At 66.7% G+C, this 16,866-nt stretch carries 16 protein-coding genes; 5 read left to right on the forward strand and 11 right to left on the reverse strand.

Annotated elements, in window-relative coordinates; all coding sequences use genetic code 11:
• Positions 1-2: 2 nt before the first annotated feature.
• From DVS29_RS27035 to DVS29_RS27045, 3 genes are all read right to left on the reverse strand, one after another.
• Positions 3-1,442 (reverse strand): MFS transporter, encoded by a 1,440-nt coding sequence (locus DVS29_RS27035; RefSeq protein WP_118183599.1) that lies wholly within the window; start codon positions 1,440-1,442, stop codon positions 3-5.
• A 124-nt stretch (positions 1,443-1,566) separates the two neighbouring features.
• Positions 1,567-2,718, reverse strand: a complete 1,152-nt coding sequence (locus DVS29_RS27040; RefSeq protein ID WP_118183600.1) for a CaiB/BaiF CoA transferase family protein — start codon at positions 2,716-2,718, stop codon at positions 1,567-1,569.
• A 7-nt stretch (positions 2,719-2,725) separates the two neighbouring features.
• Positions 2,726-3,673, reverse strand: a complete 948-nt coding sequence (locus DVS29_RS27045) for a hydroxymethylglutaryl-CoA lyase (protein WP_118183601.1) — start codon at positions 3,671-3,673, stop codon at positions 2,726-2,728.
• A gap of 139 nt (positions 3,674-3,812) precedes the next feature.
• Between DVS29_RS27045 and DVS29_RS27050 the strand changes: the two genes are divergently transcribed.
• Together DVS29_RS27050 and DVS29_RS27055 are read left to right on the forward strand one after the other, a co-directional pair.
• Positions 3,813-4,715: a LysR family transcriptional regulator gene (locus DVS29_RS27050; RefSeq protein WP_118183602.1), complete on the forward strand. Its 903-nt coding sequence runs from the start codon at positions 3,813-3,815 to the stop codon at positions 4,713-4,715.
• 196 nt (positions 4,716-4,911) lie between these two features.
• Entirely contained in the window at positions 4,912-6,075 is a 1,164-nt protein-coding gene (locus DVS29_RS27055) for a GGDEF domain-containing protein (protein ID WP_118183603.1), read from the forward strand.
• A gap of 440 nt (positions 6,076-6,515) precedes the next feature.
• Here DVS29_RS27055 and DVS29_RS27060 read toward each other — a convergent pair whose 3' ends face one another.
• The gene (locus tag DVS29_RS27060) at positions 6,516-7,646 is read right to left on the reverse strand and encodes an ATP-binding protein (protein WP_118183604.1); all 1,131 of its coding nucleotides are present in this window, start codon (positions 7,644-7,646) and stop codon (positions 6,516-6,518) included.
• Positions 7,647-7,872: 226 nt separating this feature from the next.
• Between DVS29_RS27060 and DVS29_RS27065 the strand changes: the two genes are divergently transcribed.
• Entirely contained in the window at positions 7,873-8,502 is a 630-nt protein-coding gene (locus DVS29_RS27065; RefSeq protein WP_118183605.1) for a LysE family translocator, read from the forward strand.
• Positions 8,503-8,556: 54 nt separating this feature from the next.
• Here DVS29_RS27065 and DVS29_RS27070 read toward each other — a convergent pair whose 3' ends face one another.
• Positions 8,557-9,960 carry an aminotransferase-like domain-containing protein gene (locus DVS29_RS27070; RefSeq protein WP_118183606.1) on the reverse strand — a complete coding sequence of 468 codons (1,404 nt, stop codon included), beginning with the start codon at positions 9,958-9,960 and terminating at the stop codon, positions 8,557-8,559.
• A gap of 155 nt (positions 9,961-10,115) precedes the next feature.
• Between DVS29_RS27070 and aptA the strand changes: the two genes are divergently transcribed.
• Entirely contained in the window at positions 10,116-11,444 is a 1,329-nt protein-coding gene (gene aptA / locus DVS29_RS27075) for an omega-aminotransferase AptA (RefSeq protein WP_118183607.1), read from the forward strand.
• 34 nt (positions 11,445-11,478) lie between these two features.
• Here the strand turns inward: aptA and DVS29_RS27080 are convergent, their stop codons facing one another.
• Entirely contained in the window at positions 11,479-11,997 is a 519-nt protein-coding gene (locus DVS29_RS27080; protein ID WP_118183608.1) for a DNA-binding protein, read from the reverse strand.
• Positions 11,998-12,302: 305 nt separating this feature from the next.
• Between DVS29_RS27080 and DVS29_RS27085 the strand changes: the two genes are divergently transcribed.
• On the forward strand, positions 12,303-12,551 hold the full coding sequence (locus DVS29_RS27085; protein ID WP_118183609.1) for a hypothetical protein: 249 nt from the start codon (positions 12,303-12,305) through the stop codon (positions 12,549-12,551).
• A 42-nt stretch (positions 12,552-12,593) separates the two neighbouring features.
• Here the strand turns inward: DVS29_RS27085 and pcaC are convergent, their stop codons facing one another.
• From pcaC to DVS29_RS27110, 5 genes are all read right to left on the reverse strand, one after another.
• Positions 12,594-12,977 (reverse strand): 4-carboxymuconolactone decarboxylase, encoded by a 384-nt coding sequence (gene pcaC, locus DVS29_RS27090; RefSeq protein WP_118183610.1) that lies wholly within the window; start codon positions 12,975-12,977, stop codon positions 12,594-12,596.
• A complete protein-coding gene (gene pcaD / locus DVS29_RS27095) occupies positions 12,974-13,765 on the reverse strand; it encodes a 3-oxoadipate enol-lactonase (RefSeq protein ID WP_118183611.1) in 792 nt (263 codons plus the stop codon). The genes pcaC and pcaD overlap by 4 nt, the downstream gene beginning before the upstream one ends.
• Before the next feature lie 76 nt (positions 13,766-13,841).
• Positions 13,842-15,212, reverse strand: a complete 1,371-nt coding sequence (locus tag DVS29_RS27100; RefSeq protein ID WP_118183612.1) for a 3-carboxy-cis,cis-muconate cycloisomerase — start codon at positions 15,210-15,212, stop codon at positions 13,842-13,844.
• Positions 15,213-15,367: 155 nt separating this feature from the next.
• Positions 15,368-16,024 carry a 3-oxoacid CoA-transferase subunit B gene (locus tag DVS29_RS27105; RefSeq protein WP_118183613.1) on the reverse strand — a complete coding sequence of 219 codons (657 nt, stop codon included), beginning with the start codon at positions 16,022-16,024 and terminating at the stop codon, positions 15,368-15,370.
• Between the two features lie 19 nt (positions 16,025-16,043).
• Positions 16,044-16,751, reverse strand: a complete 708-nt coding sequence (locus tag DVS29_RS27110; protein WP_118183614.1) for a 3-oxoacid CoA-transferase subunit A — start codon at positions 16,749-16,751, stop codon at positions 16,044-16,046.
• Positions 16,752-16,866 lie beyond the last annotated feature (115 nt).

The raw sequence follows: 16,866 nt of genomic DNA on the forward strand, positions 1-16,866 counted from the left end.
CGCTATTTGTTCAGCTCTTCCAGCTTCAGGCCATTCGTCCTCGGACCGAAGCCGCCGATCGACAGCACCACGATCGCCATGCACGCGCTGATGCCGCCGAATACGCCGCTCACACCGAAATCCCGCAGCAGCGACGCAATGATGAAGCCCGACATCATTGCGCCGATGCGGCTCGCGGAGTACACGATGCCGTTCACGCGGCAACGGATCGCCGTCGGAAACAGCTCGGCCTGGTACGCGTGATAGCACACGGAGATGACCTGCCCGGCAAGGCTGATCAGCACGCCGAGCGCGATCAGCAGTGCCGGAGATTTCATCTGCGCGAACGCGAAGCCGCAGACCATCACGACGAACGCCGAGCCGACGATCAGCCACTTGCGCTGGATCCGGTCCGCGACGAGCATCGCGAGAAGCGGCCCCGCCGGCAGCGCGATCGCGATGATGAACGAGTACAGCAGGCTCTTCGTCACGGTAATGCCCTGCCCGATCAGCAGCGTCGGCACCCAGTTCGCGAAGCCGTAGTAGCCCACCGCCTGACACAGGTTGAACACGATCAGCATCACGAGCCGCGAGCGATACGGCGGCTGCCACAGCTCCAAAAGCGACGCGCGCCGATGCGCGGGCTGCTCGACCGCTGCAAGCGGCGGCGGCAGCGCGGCGCCGGTCTGCCGCTCGGCCATGCGCTCCATCCGCGCGACGATGCTTTCGGCCTCGTCGACGCGCCCACGGCCGACGAGCCAGCGCGGGCTTTCCGGCACCGCGCGACGGATGCCCCACACGATCACCGCGCCGAGCGACCCGGCGAGGATCACCCAGCGCCAGCCGTCGAGCCCAAGCAGCTGGGTCGGCACGAGCCAGTACGACAGGATCGCCGCGACGGGCGCGGCCGCGAACATCACCATCTGGTTGAACGCCATCGCGCGGCCGCGCAGGTGCTGCGGCGCCATCTCGGTCACGTAGCTGTCGATCGTCACGATTTCGATGCCCACGCCGATGCCGGTGATGAAGCGCCACAGGATCAGGCCGTCGGCCGTGTGCTGGAACGCCATGACCGCGGAGCCGAGCGAATACCACAGTAGCGAGAACGTGAACACCGACCGCCGCCCGAAGCGGTCGGGCAGCCAGCCGAGAAAGAAGGTGCCGGCAAAGAGACCCGCGAACGTCGCCGCGATGAAGCCGGCAAAGCCTTGCATGCCGAACAGCGCGCCGGAAGTCGTCTGCAGGATGCCGCTCTTCGCGAGGCCGGGCGCGATGTAGCCGGTGAAGATCAGGTCGTAGATCTCGAAGAAGCCGCCGAGCGAGATCAGCAAGACCAGCGTCCATAGATACGCCGTGGGCGGCAGCCGGTCCATCCGCGCGGACAAGGCCGCCGCGACGCGAGCTTCGGGCCGCGCGGCGGCGGGCGCGAGTGACGACACGTCCGCCACGATCGTACGTTGCATTGCTGTCTCCTTCCTTTATATGGATGCCGAACTATTGCCGGCATTTCCGGTTTTGCCGGTTTTTCCGGCGGCAACGCAGGCGTTAGCGTTATCGCTCGCGGGCGCCGCGTGTTGCTGCCAGTCCCTACGCCGACAGACGCGCTTTCAGCCGCGACAGGATCTCCTCCGTGTGCTCGCCGACTTTCGCGAGCGCCTGCCGCACGCCGGGGCGGCGGCCGCCCATCAACAGCGGCAGCAGCACGACTTCGGTGGTCTCGCCGTCGTCCGTCTGCATCGGCGCGAGGCCGCCGCTCTGCTTCAGGTGCGGATCGTCGAACAGCTGGTCCGGACGCACGATCGGTGCGTAAGGAATGCCCGCCGCTTCGAGCTTCGGCGCCAGTTCGTCGACGCGGTGATCTTTCAGGATGTCGCCGAGAGACGCGAGCAGTTCGGGACGGACTGCGACGCGCAGCGCGTTGTCCGCGAACTTCGGCTCGGCGGCAAGATCGGGGCGCGCCAGCACGTCGCACAGCGTGACGAACTGCCGGTCGCTGACGGCGCCGATGAAGAGCTGCTCGCCGTCCGCCAGCGTGAACACGTCGTACACGCTCCACGCCGACACGCGTGACGGCATCGGCGGCGGCGGCTCGTGTGTCATCGCGTACTGCTGCATGTGCTGCGCGCTCAGGAACACGCAGTTCTCGAACAGTGCGCTCTGCACTTCCTGACCGCGCCCCGTCACATCGCGTTCGCGCAGCGCGGCCAGCACGCCGATCGCGCCGAACATGCCGCCCATGATGTCGTTGACCGACGTGCCGGCGCGCAATGGGCGCCCGGCCGGTCCCGTCATGTACGACAGGCCACCCATCATCTGCACGACTTCGTCGAGCGCGAGACGCTTCTCGTACGGCCCTGGCAGAAAACCCTTGTGCGATACGTAGATCAGACGCGGATAGCGTTGCGAGAGCGTCGCGTAGTCGAGCCCGAGCTTGCTCATCAGGCCCGGCCGGAAGTTTTCGAGCACCACGTCGCACTGGCCGACCAGTTCGACGGCGGCCGCCTGACCATCCGGCGTGTTGATGTCGAGCACCACGCTCTTCTTGTTGCGGTTGAACGAGCGGAAGAAGCCGATGCCGAGACCGGGCAGCCGGCGCGTCTTGTCGCCGCCGGGCGGCTCGATCTTGATCACTTCGGCGCCGAGGTCCGCGAGAATCATCCCGCAGGTTGGACCCATCACCATGTGAGTGAATTCGACGACGCGGATGCCGTCGAGCGGCAGGCGATCGGATGAGGTCATGGCAGTCTCAGGCATGGGCCGCGACGTACGTATCGCGGCGTGAGGTAATCGGAAGTCCGGCGCGCCACAGCGTGCCGTGCAGGGTTTCGCCGGCGAGCCATTGCGCGACCTTCGCGCGCAACGCCAGCAGCGCGTCGATGTCGATGCCGGTTTCGATGCCCATACCGGCGAGCATGAACGCGAGGTCCTCGCTCGCGGCATTGCCGCTCGCGCCCGGCGCATGCGGACAACCGCCGATGCCGGCCAGCGACGCGTCGAAGCGCGCGACGCCGGTTTCGAGCGCCGCATAGACATTCGCGAGCGCAAGGCCGCGGGTATCGTGAAAGTGGCCGCACCACAGGCGTTCGCCGGCAATGCGCACCGCCTTCTCGAACAGCGCGCGCACCGCAGCGGGATTCGCATAACCGACCGTATCCGCGAGGCTCACGCGGTCCGCGCCGGCATCGAGCAGCGCCTGCATGCAGCGCAGCACCTCGGCTTCGTCGACCGCGCCCTGAAGCGTGCAGCCGAACGCCGTGCCGATACCGCCTTCGATCACGATCTTCGAGCCCGCCGCATCGCGCGCGGCGCGCATCCGGGCAACTTCGGCGATCACTTCGTCAGGTGTTTTGCGGAGGTTCGCGACGCTGTGCGCGTGACTCGCCGACAGCGGCACAAGCATCGCATCCGCCTGCGACTCGATCGCGCGCTCTGCGCCTTTCAAGTTCGGCACGAGCACGGAAACGGCAAGGCCCGGCAAGGTCTTCGCGAATGCGATGAGGTCCGCGGTGTCCGCGAGTTGCGGCAGGAGCCGCGCGGGCACGAACGAGCCGACCTCGATCTCGCGCTGGCCGGCCGCGTACGCGTCGCGGATCCATTCGAGCTTGCGCTCCGTCGGCAGGATAGTCTGGATGCTCTGCAGGCCGTCGCGCAGCCCGACTTCACGAACCACCGCGCGAGGGGGAAATGCCGCCATACGTGTCTCCATAGGGTGCCCGCCAGTCGTTGGGCCGCTGGCGATGGTTCCACTTTAGAGTTTCCTGGAAACACATAAAGCGTTATCTTGGAACCGTCATGCTTCCATTCCGGAAACCCACCACCCCACGGGATACGCGATGCGCGACATCGACCTGAAGACGCTGCGACTCTTCGTGGCGGTCTGCGAACACGGCAACATGGCGCGCGCGGCGCAGGACGAGCACATCGAGCCGTCCGCCATCAGCAAACGGATCGCGCAGCTGGAAAGCGATCTGGGCGTGCCGCTCTTCACGCGCTCGCGCCGCGGCGTGCAGCCTACTGCTGGCGGCAGCGCGCTGCTCGAACACGCGCGCAGCGTGCTGTTCACGATGGAACGGATCGCGAGCGACGTCGCCGCATTCGGAGGAGGCCTCAAGGGCAGCGTCAGCGTGTGTGCGTCAGCGTCCGCGATCGCCGAGGCGCTGCTTGACGACATCGCGTCGTTCATGCGGCTGCCCGCGCATCAGAACATCCGCGTGAACGTCGAAGAGGCCGTCTCGACCGAACTCGTGCGCATGGTGCGAGACGGCGTCGTGTCGCTCGGCATCTGCTGGGACAACGTGGGGCTCGAAGGACTCGAGCATCGTCCTTACCGGCGCGACCGTCTCGCGGTCGCGGTGCACCGCGGGCATCCGCTCGCCAGCCGCGCGTCGGTGGAATTCGCGGAGACGTTCGGCTACGAACACGTCGGCCTGCCTCCTTCAACCGCGGTGCACCGGCTGTTGCGGCGGGCGGCGGCGCGCGCCGGCCACACCATTTCGTACCGCGCCGTGGTGTCGAATTTCGACGCGGCGTTCCGTGTGGTGGCCGCCAACCTCGGGATCAGCGTGATTCCGCAGGAGGTCGGCGAAGCGTACGCGCGGCTGCTCGACGTGCGGATCGTGCCGCTCGCCGACGCGTGGGCGGAACGGCGCTTCGTCGTCTGTTTCCGCGCGCTCGACACGCTGCAGCCAGCCGCGCAGCGGATGGTGGAGCACCTCGCGGAGCATGCGCGGGGTTAGATTGATGTTGGATTGCGTGGAACCGCGGCTGCAAGATTGCGAAAGCGGTCTATGTCGGCCGCGCGTCACGCTGCTTCTCACCTTCCTCCTGTATAGTCCCGACAGACATTCAAACCAGCGTTTGATTCCGGGGAAAGCCAGCGTCGCCGTTGACATCGCGACCGCTTTCGCATCGCCGGTTCGCGCGTGAAACCGCATGCCCGCCTTCGATCTGCGCACCGTCATCCTGATGTCGTCCGTCATGCCCGGCTTGATGGCGCTCGTCATGTTTTCGCTCGGGCGCGGCTTTCCGACCAACATTCGCGGTGTCGGAAACTGGGCGAGCGGCGCGCTCATCGTGTCGGCATCGGCATTGCTGCTCGCGCTGCGCGGCAGCGTGCCCGACTGGCTGTCCATCGTCGCGGCGAACTGCGGCATGATCGTCGGCACCGGACTGTGGCTCACCGGCAGCCAGCGCTTCTTCGGGCTGCTGCCGTCGTGGCGTTTTCTCGTGCTGATGCTTGCGATCGGCGTGACCGCGCTCAGCTGGATGACATGGGTTCATCCGTCGGTCGGAGGACGCACGCTGTGCATGACGGCCGTCCTCGCGCTCATCTACGGGCGCCAGAGCCTCGTCATGCTGCGCTACGGCCGGCGAGAAAGCAGCGCGGTCTTCCTTGGCGCGATGTTTCTCGTGCAGACCGTCGTCACGTTCGCGCGCTTCGTCACAACATTCGGTGCAGGCTTCGCGCATGCCGAGTTGTTCGCGAGCGACGCCGTCCAGGTACTCTACCTCACCACGGGCGCGCTGATGTCGCTGACCGTCACGGTCGGTTTCCTGCTGGTGGGGATGGACCGTTTGCGCACGCAGCTCGAACAGCAGTCGTTCGCCGATCCGCTCACGGGTCTCCTGAATCGCCGCGCGTTTCTCACCGCACACCAGGAGGAACGCGAGACGATGATGCGCACGGGCGGCCTGCTGTCGCTGCTGCTGATCGATCTCGATCACTTCAAGGCGATCAACGACACCTTTGGCCATGCGAAAGGCGACGACATCCTCGTGGACTTCTCGCAGCGCGCCGCGAGCATGCTGCCGCGGCACCATCATTTCGCGCGCTGGGGCGGCGAGGAATTCGCGGTGCTGCTGCCTGGCCTGAACCCCGAGCGCGCGGTCGAAGTGGCCGAAGCGGTACGCGCGAGGATCGCCGGGAATGACGACCACCTGCTGCCCGACTACACGTGCAGCATCGGTATCGCGTGCAAGGCAAGCGGCGACGCGACCATCGAACGGCTCGTCAAGGATGCGGACGAAGCGCTGTACCGTGCGAAACACAACGGCCGGAACTGTACCGAGGTCAGTGATCAGGTGATCCTGCTGTAGACGCCGGTGGTTCACCGCCACTCCGATCTCCCGCTTCGGGTATTTCATATGTAGTACACCTCAACGAAGGTCCGTCACTAGACTTTCCATGCGGAGCGAATGCGCTCCGTCGACGGCCCCATGAGTGCGGACCTTTTGCGCGCGGGCTCGTCGGTATCCATACGGATAACCTTCCAAAGACGCGGAAGACAACGCGCGCACGGCGACAGCGCTGCCGCGATCTGGCGGCAAACCTTCGCGCTCCATCAGGCACTCGCGCAACGGTTCGAGCGCGAGATCGCGAGATCGTCGTCGCATGAAGCGGACGCGCTCGCCGAGCTGCGACGCGCGCGCCTCGCGCTGCGCTGCGCTGCGAGATGCTGTCGCGCAACGATGCTGAGAACCGCGCGCGGCAAATCGCGCACGATCTGCTCGACGAAGGCTAGCCGGGCCCAGCGCGGTCAACGCTTCGCCAGGCTATGCCGGCGAATCCACTCTGCGAACGCTTCGTCTTCGATACGGTATTCGCCGAACGCCAGCCGCGTGACGGCGTTGTGCGCCTGAAGGCGGCGCAGCGCGTGCGCCACGGTATTTTTCGTCGTCGGCTTGCCGAGCAATGCATTCATCCGCTCCAGGGCCGCGGCACCGTGTGTGTCCGTCTCGCCGCGTGCGAGCAGCGTGATGACCGCCTGGTCGGCCGCATGCATCCCCTTCCATTGCCAGAGGAAACTTTCGTCGGAGAACACGGATGCCTTCGTGTGTTCGAGCGCGGCCTCCTCGCCGTCGAACTGGTAGAGCATGTAGCGCTCGACGAACCGCTTGAAAAACTCAGGCGTGCGATGCAGTTCTTCGAATGCGTGCTGCCCCTGTTCGATCGTCAACCCGTTGCGCGCCATGCGGTTCATCAGCTTGATCGTGAACGCGACGAACTCGTCGCCCAGCAGCGGAAACGGTTCGAGCGCGGCCCAGTTGTAGAACGGCTCCGATGCGCGCGCGAACATCTCCCGCAACGTGGTTTCCGAGCTGCCTGCAAAAATCACCTTGATGCGGTCCTTGCGGATGTCGAGCGACGCCCGCAGCGCGTGCGCGAAGTCTCCGTGGTCGGCGCGCGCCAACACCTGCGCTTCGTCGATGACGAGCAGCAGCGCCTTCTTCTGCCGGTCCAGCTGCCTCAGCACTTCACGCAGCGCCACGCCGCTGTCGGTGTCGGGCGCGGCGAGTTCGGCCTCCAGTGCCCCTTCCACGCCGCCGGGCAGACGCGCGCTCGCCTTGATCTTGCGCACCGGCTTGCCGAGCTTCGCGAGCACCGCCTTGATGCCCTGCGGTTCCAGCGACTCCGCAAGCGCCGACACCAGCGCCGAATCCGGCGACAAACGGCTGTCCCACAGGTCCGTATACGCGACGAGATAGCCCCGCTCATACGCCGCCGGCAACAGGTCCCGCCGCAGGAATTCCGTTTTGCCCATGCGCCGGCGGGCGAACAGCCCCCGCGCCGACGAGAGCTTCAGGTCGAACGCCTGCAGGTAGGCTTCAGCCAGCGCGGGCCGGACAAAATGCCAGGGGTTCGAAACCAGAGTTTCAGACGGTTTCATAGGAACTGAAAAGTTTCATGAACGATGAAACTTTATGATACTTGCGCCCGCGCAGACAGTAAGCGGAAGGCCGCGCAGCCTTGCAGCATCCTGGAAACGAGAGCGACCGCGTGGCAACCCGACCCGCGCCTGCGCGCTGTACCGGATTTCATCCATCAAAGCGTACCGGTACTGTACCGGCAATGACCCGCTAAACTGCTGAAAATCGCCCATGCCGGAGTTTCATATGTCGTTCGACACCCTCTTCGCAGCGCTGCCCGCCGGTATTCTGTTCGCGCTCGTCACCACGATCACGCCCGGCCCGAACAATGCAATGCTGCTCGCGTCCGGCGTCAACTTCGGCTTTCGCCGCACGCTGCCGCATATTCTCGGCATCAGCGCGGGGGTCGTCCTGCTGATGGTGTCGGTCGGGTTCGGTCTCGGCGAGGCGTTCAACCGTATTCCGGTGCTCTACACGGTGCTCGAAGTCGCGAGCGTCGCGTATCTGCTGTATCTCGCATGGAAGATCGGCACCTCGGGCGAGATGAAGGTTCGCGAAGGCAATCGCCGGCCGATGCGCTTTCACGAAGCGATTGCATTCCAGTGGGTCAATCCGAAGGCGTGGATGATGGTGCTCACCGCCGCGACGACGATCCACCTGAGCAACAGCTTCGGCGCCAACGCGCTGCTGATGGCGGCGGTGTTCTATTTCGTGGGCTTGCCGTGCATCTGCCTGTGGGCCGCGTTCGGCACCGCGATGCGCCGCCTGCTGTCGAAGCGGGTCTGGCTGCGCACGTTCAATATCGTGATGGCGTTGCTGCTCGTCGCCACGCTCTACCCCGCGGCGATGCATCTGATCGGGCGCGGCGCCGCCTGAGCGCGCGGGCGCAGCGGCGGGCGGACACCCGCATGCGTCGCATCGATCGATCGTTCAGCGAATGCCATCGATGAACCGCCACAACGCGTCGTCGGTGGAGTACGGCGCGTTGAAGCGGAACCAGGCGCCCGGCCCATCGTCCGGCCGGAAGTAGGAACCGGGCGCGAGCCAGATGCCGCGTTCAAGCGCGGCGGTCGCCACCTGCGCTGAGCGTTCCGCGTCGATCGGCAACCGCACCCACAGGAACAGGCCGGCTCGCGGCCGGTGAAACATCTCCAGACCGAGTTCGTCGCAGCGCGTCTCGACGCTCGCGTGCGCGAGCTTCAGTTGCTCGTTCACCGTTTCCACGTGGCGCGCGTAGCGCCCTTCCACCATCACCTTGTCGACGAGCCGCTCGATCGCCTCGGACGACGTCAGCCCCACCGCCATTTTCGTGCGCGCCAGTTCGCGCAGCACGTCGCGCTCGGCAACCACATAGCCGCAGCGCAGCGCGGGGCTCACCGTCTTCGAAAAGCCACCGATATACAGCACGCGCTGCAGCCCCTCCATCGCCGCGAAGAGCGGCGCGCCCGGCGGCGCGAGCTCGCGGCTCACGTCGTCCTCGATCACCCATATCCGCGCGCGCTCGGCGATCTGCAGCACGCGGAACGCCGAAGCCATGCCGAACGTCGCGCCGGTCGGGTTCTGCAATGTCGTGTTGACGAAGATCGCTTTGGGCTGATGCCGCGCGACCAGGGTTTCCAGCGCGTCCGTGTCGATGCCCGCGATCGTGCGCGGCACGCCGTGCACGACGAGCCCCGCGAGCTTCAGGATCTGCAGCAGGTTGCAGTAGCCCGGATCTTCGACGATCACCACGTCGCCGGCGCGCAGCAGCGTCCGCACGACGAGGTCCAGCGCCTGGGTCGCGCCCTGTGTCAGCAACACGTTCGATACCTCGACCGGCAGACCGTGCCGGTCGAGCTGCTCGGCGACCCGCTCGCGCAGCGGCGCGAAACCATACGGATGTCCGTAGTCGGCGAGCCGCGTGGCGGGGACGCGGGACAGCGCGCGCAACGCGTGCTGCATGCCCGTCGCGTTGACCCACTCGTTCGGCAGCCAGCCGCAGCCGGCCTTGATCGGCACCGAGTGGTCGGCGAAGACGTCGGACAGCAGCCACGTCGCGGTCAGGCTGGGCGGCTGCCACAGCGGCGCGGCGCTGCGCGCGCTGGGGGTGCGCGGCGCGACCCGGTAGCCCGAACCGCGCCGCGCGACCACGAGCCCCATCGAGACGAGCCGGTTGTACGCCTCCGTGACGGTGAAGGTGCTGAGGCGCTGCGTCTGCGCCAGCTGCCGCACCGACGGCAGCAGCGCGCCCGCGCGCAGCGACTGCGCGTCGATGGCGCGGGCGAAGCCTTGCACCAGCTGTTCGACCAGCGTCGGCGAGTTGCGGCGGTCACGTTGCAGGTCGAGTTCGATCACGTTGAGGACGACGGCGAGGCCGTCACGGCTGCGGCTGGAATCAGCACAGTTTAGCCGAAACCACCAGCACAGTTAGCAGCGCAGTGCGTGCACTGTCTATGTCCGCGGATAAATTGCCGACGCTACAGTGGCGTCACCATTCCGAGGAGAACCCCATGACTTCGCGCCCCGTCATCGACGACCTGTCGTCGTTCTGGATGCCCTTCACCGCCAATCGTCAGTTCAAGGCCGCGCCGCGCCTGCTCGAATCGGCGAAAGGCATGTTCTACCGCTCGACCGACGGCCGCGAGATTCTCGACGCGTGCGCGGGCTTGTGGTGCGTGAACGCGGGTCACGCCCGCGACGAGATCGTTGCAGCGATCGCGCAGCAGGCTGCGACGCTGGACTTCGCACCGACCTTCCAGATGGGCCACCCGCTCGCATTCGAAGCGGCATCGAAAGTCGCGGCGCTGATGCCGTCGGGTCTCGATCGCGTGTTCTTCACGAACTCGGGTTCGGAGTCGGTCGACACCGCGCTGAAGATCGCGCTCGCGTATCACCGCGCTCGCGGCGAAGGCCAGCGCACGCGGCTGATCGGCCGCGAGCGCGGCTACCATGGCGTGGGCTTCGGCGGCATCTCGGTCGGCGGGATCGCACCGAACCGCCGCACGTTCTCGGGCGCGCTGCTGCCGTCCGTGGACCACCTGCCGCACACGCACAACCTCGAACACAACGCGTTTTCGAAGGGCCAGCCGGCGTGGGGCGCGCATCTCGCCGACGAACTCGAGCGCATCGTCACGCTGCACGATCCGTCCACGATCGCCGCCGTGATCGTCGAGCCGCTCGCGGGCTCGACGGGCGTGCTGGTGCCGCCGCAAGGCTATCTGCAGAAGCTGCGCGAGATCTGCACGAAGCACGGCATCCTGCTGATCTTCGACGAGGTGATCACGGGCTTTGGCCGTCTCGGCAAGGCGACGGCGAGCGAATACTTCGGCGTGACGCCGGACCTGATCACGCTCGCGAAGGCGATCAATAACGCGGCCGTGCCGATGGGTGCCGTCGCCGCGAGCCGCACGGTGCACGACGCGATCGTGAACGCCGGCGCGCAGGGCGCGATCGAGCTGTTCCATGGCTACACGTATTCGGCGCACCCGCTCGCCGCGGCGGCCACCATCGCAACGATCGACCTGTATCAGCGCGAAGGTCTCTTCGAGCGCGCGCATGCGCTTGCGCCGAAGTTCGAAAGCGCGGCGCACGCGCTGCGCGATGCGCCGCACGTGAAGGACATCCGCAATCTCGGCCTCGTCGCCGGCATCGAACTGGAATCGCGCGACGGCGCGCCGTCGGCGCGCGCCTACGAGACCTTCGTGAAGTGCTTCGAAGCGGGTCTGCTGGTGCGCTTCACCGGCGACATCCTCGCGTTCTCGCCGCCGCTGATCGTCGACGAAGCGCAGATCGACCGCATCTTCGGCACGGTTCGCGATGTGCTCGCGACGGTGAAGTAACGCGCGTCTTCTGCAAGGCGCTCAACGCAGAAATTCAGCGATGCGCGCGAGCGGCCCGGGTCTGGGCCGCTTTTTTTGCGGCCGCCGATCGGGCGGCTGCGCCCTTTGTCGCCGCACCCTTCTTCGCAGCGGCCGAGCGGCTCGCGGCTGGACGCTTCGCCGCCGCGCTCTTCGCCTGCTTCGCGAGCGCCGGCTTCGATGCGCCCGCCTTGCTCTCGCGCTTCAGCACGGCTTCCGTCGTGCGCGAACGCTTCGCCTTCGTTTCCGTGCTGCTCGCGCGCTTGCGCTCGCCGTGACCGGCGGCGCTGTCCTGTGCGGCCTTCCTGCGCGTCGCGGCGCTCGTCGTGCCGGGCTTCGGCGGTTTCAGGTCGACGCCGGCGCGGCGCGCCTTCGACAGGCCGATCGCCACCGCCTGCTTCGCGTTCCTCACGCCGTGTTCGCCGTGCCGCACGCGCTCGATCTCGTCCTGCACGAATGCGCCGGCCTGCGTGCCCGGCGACTTGCCCGCACGCTTCGCCGCGTGCGCTTTTTCGGTGGTCTTCCGGTCGGGCATCACAGCCTCCTCGAGTGCTCTATTGTCGGTTGAGAAATGGATTGATGCATGCGTCCGGCGAGCAATGGCCATACCCCGCACAGGCCGCCTGGCGATAACGCAACAGCAGGACAGCGTTCGCATACCGCGGCCGCAGAAAACGGCATGAATCGGTGGGTCGTTGAAGCAAATCGCACGGAAAGGCCGCGAAACGCGGTGGATTCGCGTCAGCGGGACGGGTGCGCGGCCTGCGCGCGGGGACTATTGTGGTAACTGAAGCGCGGCCGACGCAGCGGCCGGCGTCGATTGTCCCAAGGAGACGAACCATGAAAGCGACGGTCCGGGCGGGCACCCATATCGAAGGACTCCACTGGGTAGCGGAGTATTTCCAGGAAGGACACGAAATTCGCGTGCTGCGCGAAGGTCAGGAGGTGTGCGTCTACGATGCGCCGCCGACCTTGTTCGGCGACGAGAAAGACGCCGGCTCGAAGAGCTGCGCCGATCATCGCGCAGGCGAGGCCGCGCTGCTCGCGAGCCTCAAACGTTTCGTGGCCGAGCACGACAGCGAAGAATGACGGATCGCGCCACGCCGAGCATCGCCGTCCGGCGCTCGCGGTTTACTCCGCGTCCTGCTCGCGGAAAATCTTGTCGGCGAGATGGAACGCCGAGTTCGCGGCAGGCACCCCACAGTAGATCGCGGTCTGCAGCAGCACTTCCTTGATCTCTTCGCGCGTCACGCCGTTGTTGCGCGCCGCGCGAAGATGCAGCGCGAGTTCTTCGCCGCGGTTCAGCGCAACCATCATCGCGATCGTCAGCAGACTGCGCGTATGTCGCGGCAGACCGTCGCGCGTCCAGATCTCGCCCCATGCATAGCGCGAGATGAAGTTCTGGAACTCCTCGGTATGCTCGGTGCGGTTCTCGAGCGACCGGTCGACGTGCGCATCGCCCAGCACCGCGCGCCGTACCTTCATCCCTGCTTCGTAGCGTTCGTCGTCAGTCATCGCGACTCCGTCAGGAACTCGAGCACGGTCGAGGTGAACACCTCGCGCTGCTCGATGTTGGAAATGTGCGAGGCGTCGAGCTCGACGTAGCGCGCGCCGCGAATGGATGCCGCGAGTTCCTGGCCCTGCGCGGGCGTGGCGGCGAGATCGTGCGTGCCCGAAATCACCAGCGACGGCGCCGCGATACTGGCCGTTTCCGCGCGCAGATCGGCTGCGTTCAGGCCTTCGCAGTTGAGCGCATAGCCTTCGTTGTCGGTATGCACGAACACATCGCGGATCACCGCCATCATCAGCGGCTCGCGTTCGAAGCAGGCCGGCGTGAACCAGCGAGGCAGCACGGCGTCGGCGAGCGCGAGCATGCCTTCGTTGCGCGCTCGCGCGGCGCGCGGCACCCACACTTCGGGCGAGCCGATCTTGGCGGCGGTGTTGCACAGCACGACCCGATCGATACGTTTCGGATAGCGCGCCGCGAGCCCGATGCCGGTGAGCCCGCCCATCGATACGCCGCAGAAATGCGCGCGCTCGATCTGCAGCAGATCGAGCAGGCCGATCACATCGCCGGTCCAGCCCTCGACCGTATAGGGACCTGCCGGCACCGCGGAGTGACCATGGCCGCGCGTGTCGTAGCGCAGCACGCGGAAGTGCCCGGAAAACGCCTCGACCTGCGGCGTCCACATCGACAGATCGCTGCCGAGCGAATTCGACAGCACGAGCCACGGCGCGTTGCTGTGCTGCGCACCGTCGATGCGGTAGTGGATCTCCGTGCCGTTGACTGCTGCGAATGGCATGTTGCTGGCTCCTGCTATGTCCGAAGGTTGAGCCGGCCGCTCATGAGCGAAGCCAGCTGCGAAATGGCGAAACACGCTACGACTGCGAGCGCGAACGCGCGTCGTGCAACGCGAGCACCGCATCGACGAACGCATGCGCCGAGCCCACGTAGTGCGCGGGATCGAGCAGGCGCCGCAATTCGTCGGCGGGAAGATGCTGCGTGACGGCCGCGTTCGCGCTCAGCACGTCGAAGAGCGAAAGCCCGCTCTTCACGGCTTCCTTTGAAGCCTGCTCGACGAGATGATGCGCATCCAGCCGGCCGATCCGGTCGCCGAGCGCGAGCATCACGGCCTCGCCGAGAATCAGGCCATGCGTGACGTCGAGATTCGCGGCGAGCCGCGCTTCGTTCACTTCGAGCCCCGACGCGATCTGTCCGATGTGAGCGAGCGCGCCACCGGCCAGGCGCGCGAGGTCGGGCAGCGCGTCCCATTCGGCCTGCCAGCCGCCGAGCGCGCGCTCGTGCTCCTGCACCATTCCGCCGATCACCGTCGCCACGAGCCCCGGCGCGCGCGCCGCCGCCGTCAGCACCGCCGCGCAGCCAACCGGATTGCGCTTGTGCGGCATCGTCGACGAGCCGCCCTTGCCCGCCGCGGCCGGCTCGGCCACTTCGCCGATCTCGGTCTGCATCTGCAGCGAGATGTCGCGGGCAATCTTGCCGAGCGTACCGATCAGGATGCCGAAGTACGATGCGCAGTCCGCGATGCGGTCGCGCTGCGTATGCCACGGCAACGCCGGCACCGCGAGCGAGAGTTCTTTCGCGAGCGCCTGGGTAACGGCAGGCGCCGCATCGCGCAGGCTGGCGAGCGTACCGGCCGCGCCGCCGAACTGCAGCACGAGCACCCGCTCGCGCAGCGCGTCGAGCCGCTCGCGATGACGCAGCAGCGCATCGAGCCATTGCGCGAACTTGAGGCCGAGCGTGATCGGCAGCGCCTGCTGCAGCCACGTGCGGCCGATCGCGGGCGTCGTGCGATGTGCGCGCGCGAGCGCGGCGACGGCATCGCAAACATTCGCGAGCTGCGTATCGAGCAGCGCGAAGGTATCGCGCAGTTGCAGGACCGTCGCGGTATCGATGATGTCCTGGCTCGTCGCGCCCCAGTGGACGAACTTGGCCGCTTCCGCGTCGAGGTCCTTCACGCGCGCGGTCAGCTGCTTGACGAGCGGAATCGCAAGATTGCCGCCGAGCGCGGCGTCGCGCGTCAGCGCATCGGCATCGAGCCGGTCCGCTACGCACGCCATTTCGATCGCGGCGACGGCGCTCTGCGGAATCACCCGATGCGCCGCCGACGCACGCGCGAGCGCCGCCTCGACATCGAGCATCCGCTGCAGCGTCGCGCGGGGCGACCAGATATCGTTCATCGGCTGCGTGCCGCAGATAAGCGCGGTCAGGCGGGCACTGGCTTCGAGCATGGTCTTCGAGGATCAGGGAAGGACGGACGGATGACCGCCGCGGTGGCGGCGGTCAGGTGCATCAGCGTGCGTCATTGTCGCGCGAATCGTTCGGGTGCGACGACACGCACAGCGTGCTCAGCGACACGAGCGACGCATTGAAACGCGCAGCGCACTCAGGCTGCGGCCTTCCGCGTTGCGTCGATGAGCGGCACGCCGGTCAGCTTCACCAGTTCGTCGAAGCCGATGTCCGTGCAGATCTCGCGCACCGCGAGACCTTCCGGCGTCACGTCGATCACCGCGAGGTCCGTGTAGATGCGGTTCACGCAGTTCACGCCGGTCACCGGATACGAGCATGCGGAGACGATCTTGCTTTCGCCCTGCTTCGTCAGGTGCTCCATCATCACGTAGACCTGCTTCGCGCCGATCGCGAGGTCCATCGCGCCGCCCACCGCCGGAATCGCGTCGGGCGCACCGGTGTGCCAGTTCGCGAGATCGCCCTGCGCCGACACCTGGAACGCGCCGAGCACGCAGAAGTCCAGATGACCGCCGCGCATCATCGCGAACGAGTCGGCGTGGTGGAAGTACGAGCCGCCCGTCAGCAGCGTCACGTGCTGCTTGCCGGCATTGATCAGTTCGTCGTCTTCCTCGCCCTTCGCGGGTGCCGGGCCCATGCCCAGCACGCCGTTTTCGCTGTGCAGGAAGATTTCCTTGCTGGCGTCGAGGTGGTTCGCCACGAGCGTCGGCACGCCGATGCCGAGGTTCACGTACGCGCCTTCGGGAATGTCGCTGGCGACGCGCTTCGCCATTTCATCGCGGGAGAGTCGTTTCATGTCGGTGTCCTCGGGTCGGTCACGCGGCCTGCTGCGGCACGCTGGTCGCGTCGTGATGCGCCGCCTGCGGCACTTCGATCACGCGCTGCACGAAAATGCCGGGCGTCACGATCGCTTCCGGATCGAGTGCGCCGAGCGGCACCACCTGCGACACCTGCGCGATCGCCGTCTTCGCGGCGCTCGCCATGATCGGCCCGAAGTTGCGCGCCGTCTTGCGATACACGAGGTTGCCCCAGCGGTCGCCCTTATACGCCTTGATCAGCGCGAAATCCGCGTGCAGCGGCGACTCGAGCACGTAGTGCCGGCCGTCGATCAAACGCGTTTCCTTGCCTTCGGCGAGCTTCGTGCCGTAGCTCGTCGGCGTGAAGAAGCCGCCGATGCCAGCGCCCGCCGCGCGGATACGCTCGGCGAGATTGCCCTGCGGCACGAGTTCGAGCTCGATTTCGCCGGCGCGGAACAGGCCGTCGAACACATACGAATCGGTCTGGCGCGGGAACGAGCAGATGATCTTGCGCACCCGCTTGGTCTTCAGCAGCGCCGCGAGGCCGATGTCGCCGTTGCCCGCGTTGTTGTTGACGATGGTCAGGTCGCGCGCGCCCTGCTCGATGAGCGCGTCGATCAGTTCGGACGGCATGCCGGCCGTGCCGAAGCCTCCGATCATCACGGTCGCGCCGTCCCGCACGTCCGCGACCGCGGCCTGCAGCGATTCGAAAATCTTGTTGATCATCTGGGATCCTCTGGAATGTCCGCGTCCGCGGACCGTCTCCGACTCTTGCCGGCTGCGGGCGTTGCGCCTGAGCTGCCGGTTGGATGACGTCGACGTGCTGCCGTATCGATTGCCA

Origin of the sequence: Paraburkholderia phosphatilytica (assembly GCF_003443895.1) — a bacterium.
Lineage (GTDB): Bacteria > Pseudomonadota > Gammaproteobacteria > Burkholderiales > Burkholderiaceae > Paraburkholderia > Paraburkholderia phosphatilytica.

What these genes read in the sequence shown, in the direction of transcription:
- DVS29_RS27055 (WP_118183603.1), top strand. Translation starts at nt 4,912, where the DNA reads ATGCCCGCCTTCGATCTGCGCACCGTCATCCTGATGTCGTCCGTCATG.
- DVS29_RS27100 (WP_118183612.1), bottom strand. Translation starts at nt 15,212, where the DNA reads ATGCTCGAAGCCAGTGCCCGCCTGACCGCGCTTATCTGCGGCACGCAG.
- DVS29_RS27040 (WP_118183600.1), bottom strand. Translation starts at nt 2,718, where the DNA reads ATGACCTCATCCGATCGCCTGCCGCTCGACGGCATCCGCGTCGTCGAA.
- DVS29_RS27105 (WP_118183613.1), bottom strand. Translation starts at nt 16,024, where the DNA reads ATGAAACGACTCTCCCGCGATGAAATGGCGAAGCGCGTCGCCAGCGAC.
- pcaC (WP_118183610.1), bottom strand. Translation starts at nt 12,977, where the DNA reads ATGACTGACGACGAACGCTACGAAGCAGGGATGAAGGTACGGCGCGCG.
- DVS29_RS27045 (WP_118183601.1), bottom strand. Translation starts at nt 3,673, where the DNA reads ATGGCGGCATTTCCCCCTCGCGCGGTGGTTCGTGAAGTCGGGCTGCGC.
- DVS29_RS27035 (WP_118183599.1), bottom strand. Translation starts at nt 1,442, where the DNA reads ATGCAACGTACGATCGTGGCGGACGTGTCGTCACTCGCGCCCGCCGCC.
- DVS29_RS27080 (WP_118183608.1), bottom strand. Translation starts at nt 11,997, where the DNA reads ATGCCCGACCGGAAGACCACCGAAAAAGCGCACGCGGCGAAGCGTGCG.
- DVS29_RS27065 (WP_118183605.1), top strand. Translation starts at nt 7,873, where the DNA reads ATGTCGTTCGACACCCTCTTCGCAGCGCTGCCCGCCGGTATTCTGTTC.
- DVS29_RS27110 (WP_118183614.1), bottom strand. Translation starts at nt 16,751, where the DNA reads ATGATCAACAAGATTTTCGAATCGCTGCAGGCCGCGGTCGCGGACGTG.
- DVS29_RS27085 (WP_118183609.1), top strand. Translation starts at nt 12,303, where the DNA reads ATGAAAGCGACGGTCCGGGCGGGCACCCATATCGAAGGACTCCACTGG.
- DVS29_RS27060 (WP_118183604.1), bottom strand. Translation starts at nt 7,646, where the DNA reads ATGAAACCGTCTGAAACTCTGGTTTCGAACCCCTGGCATTTTGTCCGG.
- DVS29_RS27050 (WP_118183602.1), top strand. Translation starts at nt 3,813, where the DNA reads ATGCGCGACATCGACCTGAAGACGCTGCGACTCTTCGTGGCGGTCTGC.
- pcaD (WP_118183611.1), bottom strand. Translation starts at nt 13,765, where the DNA reads ATGCCATTCGCAGCAGTCAACGGCACGGAGATCCACTACCGCATCGAC.
- aptA (WP_118183607.1), top strand. Translation starts at nt 10,116, where the DNA reads ATGACTTCGCGCCCCGTCATCGACGACCTGTCGTCGTTCTGGATGCCC.